Origin of the sequence: Anaerostipes caccae L1-92 (assembly GCF_014467075.1) — a bacterium.
Classification (GTDB): Bacteria; Bacillota; Clostridia; order Lachnospirales; family Lachnospiraceae; genus Anaerostipes; species Anaerostipes caccae.
Genome location: NZ_AP023027.1, coordinates 3,246,786 through 3,259,029 on the forward strand (window position 1 = coordinate 3,246,786; position 12,244 = coordinate 3,259,029).

The following is a 12,244-nucleotide window of genomic DNA, read 5'->3' on the forward strand; positions in this document are numbered from 1 at the left end:
AGGACTGTAAGTGGATAAAATAAAACAATTATTTCAGACAAAGAATTCCAGGAGAGGCTCATACAGCATAGCTGTTACTGCCGTTGTCATAGGAATCGTGATCCTGTTTAATCTTCTTGTGGCACAGCTGCCTCAGAAGATCCGGCAGATTGATATCAGCGACACCAATATATATGAGATCTCATCAACAAGCCAAAAGCTGCTTAAAAATTTAGATAAGGACGTCAGCCTTTATGTAATCGCCGAAAAAGGGAACACCGATGACCGTATCAGGACCTTTATCACCAAGTATGCCTCTCTCTCCAGCCGCCTCAGGGTAGAATGGATCGACCCCGTACTGCATCCTTCCGCACTGACAAAGTATGACACGGAAAAAAACAGTATCGTCGTATCCTGTAAAGCAACAGACCGGCAGACTTCGATCTCCTTCGACGATATTTTAGTAACGGAATCTTCCTATTATAATACATCTTCTTCCGCCACAAAGTTTGACGGAGACGGACAGCTGACCAGTGCAGTAGATTATGTGACAAATACAAAAGAATATAAGGCTTATTACACGTCCGGACACGGTGAAACCGCCCTGTCATCTTCTGTCACAGATCTGATGGAAAAATCCAGGATCTCTGTGTCAGAGCTGAATCTCCTGACTGCCTCATCTATACCGGAGGACTGTGACCTTCTTATACTCAACGGCCCGACCAGCGATCTCACAAAAGATGAAGCCAAAGTTCTGACCACTTATTTGAAAAAAGGAGGAAACGTCATGTCCCTTCTGGCCTATACAGACAAGAGCATGACACGGCTCTATGGTATTTTGGAAGACTATGGCCTGAAAGTTGCCAATGGATATATTGCCGACGCAGAGCGCTGCTATCAGGGAAATTATTATTATCTCATACCGAACTTATCTGTGAGCGGCGATATGGCCTCCGGTATCTCCTCAAATTCTGTGCTGATGATTAACTCGAAAGGCATGACGCAGACAGATCCTGTCCGGGATACCATCAATGTGGAATCTTTCATGGCCACTTCTGAAAACGGCTGTGCCGTCACAGAGAAGAAACAGACACAGGGAACCTATATGCTGGGTGCCGCAGCCACAGAATCGGTCACTGTAAAAGACAGCGGCGGAAAGAAGAAAAAGAAAGACAGCCGTCTGACCGTCTACGGAAGCAATATGCTCATCGACGCACAGGTAACAGAGTCTTTTTCAACTTTAGAAAACCTTACGCTGTTCATGAATTCTGTCACAGCGAATCTGGACAGTACAGATAATATTTCCGTCTCGCCGAAGAGCCTCCAGGTGACTTATAACAGCATCGCACACCCGGGTATCTTCAGTATCCTGATCATTTTTGTCATTCCTTTCATGGTCATTGCCGGAGGCTTTGTCGTCTGGTTCCGCCGGAGAAGAAGGTAAGGAGGTTTCTATGAGACAGAAAAAAACATTGATCATTCTGATTCTGGTCTTTGCAGGGCTTCTAGCCCTGTACGCCGGACTCCGCATGTATCAGAAAAAACAGTCTGCACAAAAAAGTTCTTCTGACAAACTGATCATTAAAGATATGTCGGATCTCACCTCTATTTCCTATAACAACGGGCAGGATCTGTCTTTTGTGAAAAGGAACGGTACATGGTTTTATGAAAAAGACAGCGAATTTCCTGTGGAACAGAGTTATCTCACCTCCATGGCATCTCAGTTTCAGAAGATCGAGGCCGTCCGGAAACTAAAAAACGGAGACAGCCTTGAAGACTACGGACTGGAACACCCCGCCTATACGATCAGGGTAAAGGATAAAAAGGGAACACAGACGACTTATTATATCGGCAGTGCCTCAGGAGACAACTATTATCTGACGCTGGATGATAAATCGACTGTTTATACTGTATCCGCAGACCTTCTCTCTGGTTTATCTTACTCTCTGAATGATATGATGCAGACGGATACTTTTCCCACACTGAGCAGCGGGAATCTGAAAAAAGTTGTTGTAACCAGCGGCAGCAAGGTAAAAACCTACACATCCAAATCCAAAAATGATATGGACAGCATTGCCGGAGGACTTGGAGTGTTCACTTTCGGCGACTGTCAGAACTACTCCGTCAAAGATAAAGACCTCGCAAAATACGGCCTGGACAGTGAATCCCGTGTCACAGTAGATATTACCTATAAGGATACAGAAACAAAGAAATCAAAATCTCTCACCTTGTATATCGGCTCCAAAGATAAGAGTGGAGAAAATTACTATGTGAAGCTGAAAGATTCCAAAATAGTCTATTTAAGCGATGCGGATATTGTAAAGAATATCCTGAATCCTTAGATTTCGTTTTAACAAATGCAAAAAGAGACTGCGGGCGCAGTCTCTTTTCTATATGTTTTCTATCCGAAATATCTTTTTAATAATCCTTCAAAAGCTTTTCCGTGGCGGGCTTCATCCCTTGCCATCTCATGTACAGTGTCATGGATTGCGTCTAAGTTTGCAGCTTTCGCTCTCTTTGCAAGGTCAAACTTACCTGCTGTTGCTCCATTCTCTGCATCAACTCTCATCTCAAGGTTTTTCTTTGTGCTGTCTGTTAACACTTCTCCAAGCAGTTCAGCAAATTTAGCTGCATGCTCTGCTTCTTCCAGTGCAGCTTTTTCCCAGTATAATCCGATTTCCGGATATCCTTCTCTGTGTGCCACACGGCTCATTGCAAGGTACATACCTACTTCAGAACATTCTCCTTCAAAGTTTGCTCTTAAGTCAGCCATGATGTCTTCGCTGGCTCCCTGTGCCACTCCGACTACATGCTCAGCAGCCCATTCTCTTTCACCTGTCTGCTCTTTAAACTTTTCTGCCGGTACTCCGCATGTTGGACATTTTTCTGGTGGAGTATCTCCTTCGTGAACATAACCGCATACTGTACAAACCCATTTCTTCATACTTATACATCTCCTTTGAATTTATTTTACTGTTTTTGCTGTGTTCAAGAAACCCAGTAAAGATATCAGTAACTATTACTGTTTTCTTGTTGATCTAATCATAACACCGCTATTTTGTATTGTCAATATCTTTTTTTAAACATTTTTCACATACTCCACGAAAGTAAGTGACATTCTCGTCTACACGACCTTTAAATTGGGCGCTTGCGATCGCATTTACATGGTCGATCGGGTCCATCTTAAGATCGATGACTTCCCCGCACTCTTTGCATATAAAATGATAGTGCGGACCAACATTGGCATCGTATCTGTCTGCCCCGCCGTCATAACTCAGTTTTAGGATATCACCGCGGCTTGACAGCAGTGCCAGATTGCGGTAAACCGTACCTAAACTGATGTTTGGAAATTCTTCTTTTATGTTTACATAAATGGTATCCGCAGTCGGATGATCTTTTCTCGTCATCAAAAAGTTAATGATCGCATCCCTCTGCTTGCTCCTTTTCGTCGCAGGCTGCATAGGCGTCCTCCTCTCATAATAATAATTGTTACTGTTTTTAGTATAAGTTACCATACATGTATTGTCAAGGACCTTCCCTGAGAAATATACAAAAAAAAACACTTTGGTGAAAATGAATCCTTCCAAAGTGCTTCTTAATTATTTTATTTCCGGTTCGCCGGCTCCATGCTGACACTCTTCCCCTTGATCTTTGCGTGTCTCATTCCGTACATAACGTCTTTTGCAACCTCTTTCGGCACTTCTACAAACGTATACTGATCATGCACATCAATGGCACCTACCAGGTCGCCGGAGATGCTGGATTCTCCCGCTATTGCTCCGAGGATATCTCCAGGGCGCACTCCTTTTTTCTTTCCTATGTTAATAAAGAGTCTTACCATTCCCGCTTCAGCTCCGGTATCGCCAAAGTCTTCACTCTGCTGTGCTTCCTGTTCCTCATTCTCTGAAATTTGTTTTTTCAGAAATGCCGCTGCGATCTCTAATGCTGTGAAGTCAGTCTCATTGATGAATTCATCCAGCATATCTACATATTTATCCAGATTGTTTTCTTCAATCAGTCCTGTGATCTCCTCCAGACTCTTTTCTGCTCTGGTGGCCTGAACATCATTTAAACTCGGAATCGGTCTTGCCTTGATCTTTGTTTTACAGTAGCGCTGTACGTCTCTCAGCTTATAAATTTCTTTTCCTGCCACGAAAGTAAATGCATTCCCAGTCCTGCCTGCGCGTCCGGTACGCCCGATCCGGTGCACATAAAACTCATCATCCTGAGGGAGATCGTAATTGAAGACTGCATCTACATCATCTACATCGATTCCTCTCGCAGCCACATCGGTTGCCACAAGGATATCCACACGTCCGCCTCGGAAGCTTTTCATGACACGGTCTCTCTGGCTCTGCTTCAGGTCTCCGTGGATCCCCTCTGCAAAGTACCCCCGGCCTTTCAGTTCTCCCGTCACTTCGTCTACCATACGTTTTGTATTGCAGAATACGATGGAAAGCTTCGGAGAATGCATATCCAGCAGACGGCAGAGCACTTCAACCTTCTGTTTCGGCCTCACCTCATAGTAATACTGCTCGATATTCGGTACTGTCAGTTCCTTGCGCACTACCTTGATCAGCTTGGAATCCTTCTGATATTTTTTCGTAATGTCCAGAATCGCCTTCGGCATCGTGGCAGAGAACAATAAAGTCTGCCTTTCTTCCGGTACTTCTTTTAAAATACTCTCGATATCTTCTCTGAATCCCATGTTCAGCATCTCGTCGGCCTCATCCAGGACAACCATTTTCAAATCTTCTAATTTCAGAGTATGACGGCGCATATGATCCATGATACGGCCCGGTGTTCCTACTATAATATTGGCTCCTGTTTTCAGGGACCGAATCTGATTCGTAATGTTCTGTCCCCCATAGATCGGAAGTACTTTGGCTCCATGCATAAATTTGGCTAATTTACGGATTTCATCCGCCACCTGGATCGCCAGTTCTCTTGTGGGACATAAAATCATGGCCTGAGGCTTTTTCACCTTTGTATCCATCTTTTCCAAAAGCGGTATTCCAAATGCAGCGGTCTTTCCGGTTCCTGTCTGTGCCTGACCAACAATGTCTCTTCCCTCAAGCACCACCGGGATTGCCGCCCCCTGAATCGGAGAGGCAGCCTCAAAGCCCATCTCTTTCACTGCTTTTAATATTTTATCATTAATATTCAACTCATCAAATCTTACTGCGTCCATAAATTCCTCTGTATCTTTCTCATTCAATCAAAAATAATGCTCCGGGTTGTCAGGCATGCTGACAATCCAGAGCAACAACGTTATCAACTATAACACATTTTCATGTTCTGCGTCAAGAAGACAATGCGCCTGTCTCTCGACAATTAGTGACGGCCGCAGCCGTGTTCCCCGCAGTTTCCTTCATGATGATGGTCTTCACCGTGATGGCTGCACATGACATTTTCGTCATAAGAGAGTTCATTATTAAGCAGATCTTCAACAGCCTGATCCGCGCTTCCGGAAACTCCTCCGTACAGAGTGATTCCTGCTTCCTTTAAAGCTTCCTGCGCCCCTGCGCCGATTCCGCCGCAGATCAGGGTGTCTGCCCCGTGTTCCTGTAAAAATCCTGCCAAAGCACCGTGCCCGCTTCCCATAGTAGATACGACTACACTGTTTAACACTTTCCCATCGGCCGTCTCATAAATCTTAAACTGCTCTGTGTGTCCAAAATGCTGAAAAATATCTCCGTTTTCATAAGTTACTGCTATCTTCATCTTTCTTTCTCCTTTTCTTTTTTACAGCAGCGTCTGCTGCAATTTTCTTTATCTCCGGAACAGAGTGTATAATCCCCGCCCTGAATCATTAACATTTTCCCGTGAATGAGAGCGTCCGCCAGCTTTGTTCTGGCAGAATCGTAAATGCCTGTGACCGTAGTCCTGGCAATTCCCATCTGCTCTGCGCACTGCACCTGAGTGAGTTTTTCCCAATCAATGAGCCGAATAGTTTCGTATTCATCAATACTCATCTTAACAATTTTGTTACCGCAGCATTTTCCCTGTTTTCCCAGCGGCTCAAAGCCCTGATTCTCAGGCATGGCACAGACTCTTCTGCATTTTCTGGGTCTCGGCATCCGTTTTCTCCTTTGGTAAATTACTGACATATGTCATTTATTATCATACCATATTTCTGACATATGTCAAATAATATCTTAACTTTTTATAAATATAAGAAAAGTCCTTGAAATGGCTTCGTTGTAGTAGTAGTATATAAATACACTGAATATAGTTTTCATTACTACATATAATATATGAATGACTCAAGTTTTTATCGGAGGTATATACACTATGAATTTTAGACTGAAAGATCCCGGAAGTGCAATCACTCATTTTATTGGCATGGTTCTGTCCGTTGTGGCCGGTATACCCTTGATTGTCAGCAGTGTTCAGACTCACGATTATATTCGTATCGCCTCACTGACAATCTTTGTACTGAGTATGATCGGCCTGTACGGAGCCAGCACAACCTACCATTCCGTTTATTCTTCTGAGCATGTGATGAAGGTTTTGAAAAAACTCGATCATGCCATGATCTTTGTCCTGATAGCAGGTTCCTATACACCGATCTGTACCATTGTACTGGGCGGCAAAGTGGGCTACGGGCTGCTGACTGCCATTTGGATCATTGCTATTTTAGGTATTGTTTTTAAAATGTTCTGGGTGACTTGCCCTAAATGGGTGTCATCTGTCATGTACATCGCCATGGGCTGGTTTTGCGTTATCGCCATTGCCCCGTTATTTAAGAAATTGTCTGCCGTATGCTTCGGGCTGCTTTTGGCCGGCGGTATCATCTATACCGTAGGCGGCATCATCTATGCCCTAAAGCTTTCCTGGTTTGAAAACCACTGGAAGAATTTCGGACTGCATGAAATATTCCATCTGTTCGTCATGGGAGGAAGCGCCTGCCATTTGATCATGATGTTTTTTATTTAACACTATATTTGAAGACAGCATATTGGGGCAAAAAAAAGAAACACAGAGATTTTTGTGTTTCTTTTTTTTGCCCCAAATTCAACTTGCCCACATTGCCCGCGGTCATCATGCTATATTCATATCTGCAGTTAACAAATCAATTTTTTACAAAGGAGAAGAAAATGAATATTTGGGAAAACACAGTATTGACCGACCAGGGAAAAGCACTGCAGGCGAAACTGCTTCAGGGGCAGACTCTAAAAATCAACAGAGTTACGACGGGGTCCAAAAAGGTGCCGATTGTAGATCTTCGGCAGCAGACGGATGTCACGGCAGGGGGATATGATATTACACTTCAGCCCTCAAGGACAGAAGGCGAAAAAACAATACTTCCGGTTCTGCTTGAAAACACTGGTTTAAAAGAAAGCTATGACTTATGGCAGGTTGGATTTTTCGTGGAAGACCCAGATGAAGGTGAGATATTATTTTGCATTTCACAGGCATCACAGGCGAAACATATTCCTTCTGAGGCAGAAAGCCCGGGGTATTCTGTTACGTGGGATTTTTATTTTAATACTTCTAATACAGTGCCGTTTGAAATTGTATTGAACTCCAGCGGATTGGTGAATATTGAGGCTTATCAGGAACATACAGAAGCGATTAATGAGGTGAATAGCAGAATATCTGATCTCAACGATAAATTAAGTTCTGCAAACAATAAAATAGTCGAGACTACAAATAAGCTAACAAATTATGTTGCAATAAGAGAACAGTGGATGTCTTATAGTGTTGGAGCCTCTTCATCAGTAAACTATAATTTATCCCCTCCAACTTTATCTGGATATAAACTTTTATTCACACAATGTGCAATAACAAACTCCCCAAGAGTTACTTGTCATTATTGTGATAATTCAAAAGTATATTTTTGGAATCATGGAACTGGCGCTGTTTCTGCAATTGCCTTAATAAGATTTATTTATGTGAAACTATAACTTACATTATTCTCTTTATAGTGCCCCATACAGAACCCGCCCACATTGCCCATGGTCATCATGTTATAGTATTTATAGAGATCATGATCTGGTGTTTTTAGAGTAGCTGTTATTTGCTACATATTATCATTGGCTTTTTTAAGGGATAACAAACCAGGAGGTAATGTTATGGATATTTGGGAAAACACAGTATTAACAGACAAAGGAAGAGTATTACAGGCTAAGCTGCTTCAGGGACAGACATTAAAAATCACAAGAGTTACGACAGGTGCCAAAAAGGTCCCGATTGTGGATCTTCGGCAGCAGACAGACGTCACAGAAGGGGGATATGATATAACACTTCAGCCCTCAAGAGCAGAAGGTGAAAAAACAATTCTTCCAGTTCTGCTTGAAAACACAGGTTTAAATGAAAGTTATGACTTATGGCAGGTTGGATTTTTTGCAGAAGATCCGGATGAAGGTGAGATATTGTTTTGTCTTGCGCAGGCAACACAGGCAAAACATATTCCTTCAGAAACGGAAAGTCCGGGGTATTCTGTCACGTGGGATTTTTATTTTAATACTTCCAATATAGTACCCTTTGAAGTTGTATTAAATTCCAGCGGGTTGGTAAATATCGAGGCTTACCGGGAACATACAGAGGCGATTAGTAAAGTGAATCGTAGGGTTAATGATTTAATTTCAGCTTTATTCCATACACCGCTCTGGACAGTTCCCACTCCTACTTCTAATAGATGTTCAATAGATGGTGGTGGATATTTTACATACGGAAAAAAGGTTTGCTTACAGATAGTAATTATAACATCTGTGGATCTTTCCGGTGGGAATTCCTGGACATTACTGAACGGACTGCCTCTCGGAGACGGTAATCGATCTGTGGCAATATCATGTTCATTAAAATACTCAGGATTTGCTATAAGCGGACATATAAATACCTATGGAGATTTGTGTATAAGCACTGCAAATACCATCACAAAAGGAAGTGCAATTGTAATTACTGCAAATTATTATTCCGTGTAAAAATAGGATTTTTATCACCTGTTCCAAACTTAACTTGCCCACATTACCCTCGGTTATCATGTTATATTCTTTATAGAGATCATGGTCTGATACTTTTTAAAGTAACTGTTATTTGTCACATATTTTCATTGGTTTTTATAAAGTATAACAAACCAGGAGGTAATGTTATGGATATTTGGGAAAACACAGTATTAACAGACAAAGGAAAAGCATTGCAGGCGAAACTACTTCAGGGACAGACTTTAAAAATCACAAGAGTTACAACAGGTGCCAAACAGGTCCCTGTTGTAGATCTTCGACAGCAGACAGATGTCACAGAAGGAGGATATGACATTACACTTCAACCCTCCAGGACAGAAGGTGAAAAATCAATTCTTCCGGTTCTTCTTGAGAACACAGGTTTAAAGGCAAGTTATGACTTATGGCAAATTGGATTTTTTGCAGAAGACCCAGATGAAGGTGAGTTATTATTTTGTATTTCACAAGCATCGCAAGCGAAGCATATTCCTTCCGAGACGGAAAGTCCGGGTTATTCTGTTACATGGGATTTTTATTTTAACACTTCCAATACAGCACCTTTTGAAGTATTACTGAACTCCAAAGGACTGGTAAATATTGAAGCTTATCAAGAGCATACGGAATCAATCAATGAATTAATAAACAGAGTTAATGACTTAAATACTAATTTAAATAATTTAAAATCAGAAATTATAAAAAAAACTAATCAATCCGATTTTAACTTGTTAAATACAAAAGTCTCAGAGAACTCAAATAAGCTAAAAGACTATTGTATTATGAGAGAAGCAAATACAAGTATCACGGTTGCCGCTAATAGTTATTCTGGAGAAAGAACCTACTCAATGTCTTCGGTACCAGGATATAAAATGATTGCAGTTCTCCAAATAACAGCTGGAAATAGATCAATACCAGTTTATAATTATTATTGCTCCAATACAACCATACATTTTTGGCTTCATAACGGAACATCTACCACCACATTTACTGTATATTTTCGTTCTCTTTATATTCGCATATAACTCATACTTTTATGCCGGGCAGCTTTAATTTCTCTGCCCGGCTCATCTTTTTTATAGCGGCTTCTCTTTTCATCGCCGCCTCTTTTGTATCAAACTCCTCCAAGTACACAAGCTCAACCGGTGTCCGGCCTCTTGTGTACTTGGCGCCTTTGCCCTCGTTGTGGGACTTCAGCCGTTTTTCAATGTCATTGGTCCATCCTGTGTAGAGACTCTTGTCGCTGCACTTTAAAACATATGTATAGTTCTTCATCTCAATTTCTCCTTCGTTTATTCGAAGAAAAAGCTGCCGAAGCGGCAGCCTTTCTTCTACAGCAGCCAAAGATGTGAAAAGTAAGATACCCTTAAAAGCAAAGTAAAGTAAAAAGTACATTGACTGTTATTTTTGCTTCTTATATAGTATACGATATTTTCAGATCTTTGTTCCACTATTCTAAATAACTGGTTGGATTAATTGTCTTCTTGTCCTTTTCCATCTGCAGGTATACATTTGCACCCTCCAGTGTAAAGCAGTCAGTAGGGGCCGCAACCTTACCAAGAATCTGGTTCTTTGTCACTGTATCTCCTTCTTTCACAGCGAGATTTTTCAGCTGTCCGTAGAGTGCGGTGTAACCGTTCCCTAAATCCAGGAGTACAGTCTGTCCATATTCTTCGGTCTTGCGGATTTCTTCTACTTTTGCGTTTTTCGGAGCTTTTACTGCCATTCCCTCTTTTGCCTCGATCATGATTCCCTTATTTACCCGGTACTGGTCCAGGGATTCAAAATAAATAGTGGAGTCAACGCTGTAAGGCATCAGAACGTTTCCTGTCAGCGGCCAGGCAAGCTTTGTTTTTCCATCATATGATACCGTATTCTGGTTCATAGTCTCTGTGGTCTTTTCAGTCTCTGCCTCCGTCGCTTCTGTGGTCGTTGCTTCTGTTGTTCCCTCGGTAGCCCCGTTATTGACACCGACGGAATCCTTGTTTAAATCTACCTGCTGTTTTGCTAAGTCTCTTTTATTTTTAAATTCTATGCTGTAATATGTCATGATCCCGATAAAAAGGGCCAGTCCTACCAGCATCACCGCATAGTATTTCTTTAATGGGGAAGAGACGTCCCGGTTATGTCCTTTCATTTTCATCACCTCAGTGATAGTTTTACCGAATTCTGAGGCTTTATTCACTGATCAGACATTTTTGTAATTTGAATTCCTGTATAATAATATTTTAAAATATTTTTATAACTTTTTCCGTCCTTGGCCAGCTCATTGGCTCCATATTGGGACAGTCCGAGCCCAAGGCCTTTTCCCAGCGCTACCATCCTCAGCTTGCCGTCATACGGCTCCAGATAAAAGTTCGTAGAGTTCAGCTGAAAGCATTTTGCCCAAGCCTCTCCGGTCATAACATATTTTCCGACCTGTACTTTTTTGACATAACCGTTTCCTGTCTTTTCTTTGATCCGAATGGATTTCTTGGCTTCCTCCACTGACAGACTGATCTTATTCTCCTTTTTCAGCTGAGTCACCACCTGCCCATATGTCACTGGAATCCCAGTCATATATTCCGGTGATTCCACATCTTTCAGGCTGTCTTTTTCCTGAAGATAAGGGATCTCTTTTCCTAACCATTCTTTGGCACTCAAAGTAGTACCGACACTGATGCCATGGAAATACGGCTGTATATATTTTCCCTCATATGTAATGACCTCTCCTGTCGTCTCCCCGACTGCCTGTTTTCTTGACTGATCGGTTATTTTATATTTTTGTTCCCCTAACTTTTCCTGCAAGTTGTCATCCGACTCATATTTATATGGAAGAGAATCCTGGCTTATGTTCTTTTTGTCACCGATTCTTCGCAGAATATCTGTCCTCAAAATGACCGCCTGGGCTTTTAACGCCTCTTTTTCATCATCCATAGAAATCTGTGTCGGCAGTACACCCAGCAAATAGGCTTCTAAATCCATCGGTTTTCCGCTCACTGTCACAGTGTAGCCGCTGGTGTGGGTCTGAAAATCCACAGGTTTTGCTTCTTCTTTTCCTGAAAGCACCACTGTCAGCAGATATGGAACACTGCAGAACAGAAACAGCAAAAAGAAAAGGTAGGACAATTTATTTCTCATTAAAATCCCCCTTCCTGTCCGTCTTATTATTTTATTCAGGACAGGCAGAATGTATTCCAAAAATCACTTTACATAATTCATAATAATTGTATATAAATAGAAATAAATATTGACAGTGCATAAAAACCTTGTTATCATAAATATATAAAGTTTACCGCTGACCAATATGCGGTATACAAATAGTTGGGTTGTAAACTTCCCAC

The 12,244-nt window shown here is 41.8% G+C and carries 14 protein-coding genes; 6 read left to right on the top strand and 8 right to left on the bottom strand.

The features are described 5' to 3' along the window. Window positions 1-10: 10 nt before the first annotated feature. Together ANCC_RS15930 and ANCC_RS15935 are read left to right on the top strand one after the other, a co-directional pair. The gene (locus tag ANCC_RS15930) at window positions 11-1,423 is read left to right on the top strand and encodes a GldG family protein (RefSeq protein WP_006568458.1); all 1,413 of its coding nucleotides are present in this window, start codon (window positions 11-13) and stop codon (window positions 1,421-1,423) included. 10 nt (window positions 1,424-1,433) lie between these two features. After that, on the top strand, window positions 1,434-2,321 hold the full coding sequence (locus ANCC_RS15935; protein ID WP_006568457.1) for a DUF4340 domain-containing protein: 888 nt from the start codon (window positions 1,434-1,436) through the stop codon (window positions 2,319-2,321). A gap of 59 nt (window positions 2,322-2,380) precedes the next feature. Here the strand turns inward: ANCC_RS15935 and ANCC_RS15940 are convergent, their stop codons facing one another. The 5 genes from ANCC_RS15940 to ANCC_RS15960 all read right to left on the bottom strand — a co-directional run bounded on the left by ANCC_RS15940 (window position 2,381) and on the right by ANCC_RS15960 (window position 6,059). Beyond that, entirely contained in the window at window positions 2,381-2,923 is a 543-nt protein-coding gene (locus ANCC_RS15940) for an NADH peroxidase (RefSeq protein ID WP_006568456.1), read from the bottom strand. Window positions 2,924-3,032: 109 nt separating this feature from the next. Then, window positions 3,033-3,440 (bottom strand): Fur family transcriptional regulator, encoded by a 408-nt coding sequence (locus ANCC_RS15945; protein ID WP_118475611.1) that lies wholly within the window; start codon window positions 3,438-3,440, stop codon window positions 3,033-3,035. Window positions 3,441-3,583: 143 nt separating this feature from the next. Further along, window positions 3,584-5,170, bottom strand: coding sequence for a DEAD/DEAH box helicase (locus tag ANCC_RS15950; protein ID WP_129700420.1), 1,587 nt, complete (start codon window positions 5,168-5,170; stop codon window positions 3,584-3,586). Window positions 5,171-5,313: 143 nt separating this feature from the next. Continuing rightward, window positions 5,314-5,703 (bottom strand): NifB/NifX family molybdenum-iron cluster-binding protein, encoded by a 390-nt coding sequence (locus tag ANCC_RS15955; protein ID WP_006568452.1) that lies wholly within the window; start codon window positions 5,701-5,703, stop codon window positions 5,314-5,316. Then, entirely contained in the window at window positions 5,700-6,059 is a 360-nt protein-coding gene (locus ANCC_RS15960; RefSeq protein ID WP_022260822.1) for a DUF134 domain-containing protein, read from the bottom strand. The genes ANCC_RS15955 and ANCC_RS15960 overlap by 4 nt, the downstream gene beginning before the upstream one ends. A 214-nt stretch (window positions 6,060-6,273) precedes the next feature. Between ANCC_RS15960 and trhA the strand changes: the two genes are divergently transcribed. The 4 genes from trhA (at window position 6,274) to ANCC_RS15980 (ending at window position 9,946) form a co-directional block, all read left to right on the top strand. Continuing rightward, window positions 6,274-6,918: a PAQR family membrane homeostasis protein TrhA gene (gene trhA, locus ANCC_RS15965; protein WP_330367906.1), complete on the top strand. Its 645-nt coding sequence runs from the start codon at window positions 6,274-6,276 to the stop codon at window positions 6,916-6,918. Between the two features lie 161 nt (window positions 6,919-7,079). Then, a complete protein-coding gene (locus ANCC_RS15970) occupies window positions 7,080-7,889 on the top strand; it encodes a hypothetical protein (protein ID WP_039946950.1) in 810 nt (269 codons plus the stop codon). Window positions 7,890-8,057: 168 nt separating this feature from the next. Next, window positions 8,058-8,909, top strand: coding sequence for a hypothetical protein (locus tag ANCC_RS17735; protein ID WP_006568448.1), 852 nt, complete (start codon window positions 8,058-8,060; stop codon window positions 8,907-8,909). 167 nt (window positions 8,910-9,076) lie between these two features. Further along, the gene (locus ANCC_RS15980) at window positions 9,077-9,946 is read left to right on the top strand and encodes a hypothetical protein (RefSeq protein ID WP_006568447.1); all 870 of its coding nucleotides are present in this window, start codon (window positions 9,077-9,079) and stop codon (window positions 9,944-9,946) included. 1 nt (window position 9,947) lies between these two features. On the opposite strand, the gene ANCC_RS15985 is transcribed toward ANCC_RS15980, so the two are convergent. The 3 genes from ANCC_RS15985 to ANCC_RS15995 all read right to left on the bottom strand — a co-directional run bounded on the left by ANCC_RS15985 (window position 9,948) and on the right by ANCC_RS15995 (window position 12,041). Continuing rightward, on the bottom strand, window positions 9,948-10,196 hold the full coding sequence (locus ANCC_RS15985) for a GIY-YIG nuclease family protein (RefSeq protein ID WP_039946949.1): 249 nt from the start codon (window positions 10,194-10,196) through the stop codon (window positions 9,948-9,950). Window positions 10,197-10,371: 175 nt separating this feature from the next. After that, entirely contained in the window at window positions 10,372-11,058 is a 687-nt protein-coding gene (locus tag ANCC_RS15990) for a M23 family metallopeptidase (RefSeq protein ID WP_022260824.1), read from the bottom strand. A gap of 44 nt (window positions 11,059-11,102) precedes the next feature. Then, window positions 11,103-12,041 (bottom strand): SpoIID/LytB domain-containing protein, encoded by a 939-nt coding sequence (locus tag ANCC_RS15995; RefSeq protein WP_006568444.1) that lies wholly within the window; start codon window positions 12,039-12,041, stop codon window positions 11,103-11,105. Window positions 12,042-12,244 lie beyond the last annotated feature (203 nt).

Bases quoted from the DNA above. Each gene is read 5' to 3' on its own strand.
- ANCC_RS15935 (WP_006568457.1), top strand. From the start codon at position 1,434: ATGAGACAGAAAAAAACATTGATCATTCTGATTCTGGTCTTTGCAGGG.
- ANCC_RS15940 (WP_006568456.1), bottom strand. From the start codon at position 2,923: ATGAAGAAATGGGTTTGTACAGTATGCGGTTATGTTCACGAAGGAGAT.
- ANCC_RS15945 (WP_118475611.1), bottom strand. From the start codon at position 3,440: ATGCAGCCTGCGACGAAAAGGAGCAAGCAGAGGGATGCGATCATTAAC.
- ANCC_RS15950 (WP_129700420.1), bottom strand. From the start codon at position 5,170: ATGGACGCAGTAAGATTTGATGAGTTGAATATTAATGATAAAATATTA.
- ANCC_RS15955 (WP_006568452.1), bottom strand. From the start codon at position 5,703: ATGAAGATAGCAGTAACTTATGAAAACGGAGATATTTTTCAGCATTTT.
- ANCC_RS15960 (WP_022260822.1), bottom strand. From the start codon at position 6,059: ATGCCGAGACCCAGAAAATGCAGAAGAGTCTGTGCCATGCCTGAGAAT.
- trhA (WP_330367906.1), top strand. From the start codon at position 6,274: ATGAATTTTAGACTGAAAGATCCCGGAAGTGCAATCACTCATTTTATT.
- ANCC_RS15970 (WP_039946950.1), top strand. From the start codon at position 7,080: ATGAATATTTGGGAAAACACAGTATTGACCGACCAGGGAAAAGCACTG.
- ANCC_RS17735 (WP_006568448.1), top strand. From the start codon at position 8,058: ATGGATATTTGGGAAAACACAGTATTAACAGACAAAGGAAGAGTATTA.
- ANCC_RS15980 (WP_006568447.1), top strand. From the start codon at position 9,077: ATGGATATTTGGGAAAACACAGTATTAACAGACAAAGGAAAAGCATTG.
- ANCC_RS15985 (WP_039946949.1), bottom strand. From the start codon at position 10,196: ATGAAGAACTATACATATGTTTTAAAGTGCAGCGACAAGAGTCTCTAC.
- ANCC_RS15990 (WP_022260824.1), bottom strand. From the start codon at position 11,058: ATGAAAGGACATAACCGGGACGTCTCTTCCCCATTAAAGAAATACTAT.
- ANCC_RS15995 (WP_006568444.1), bottom strand. From the start codon at position 12,041: ATGAGAAATAAATTGTCCTACCTTTTCTTTTTGCTGTTTCTGTTCTGC.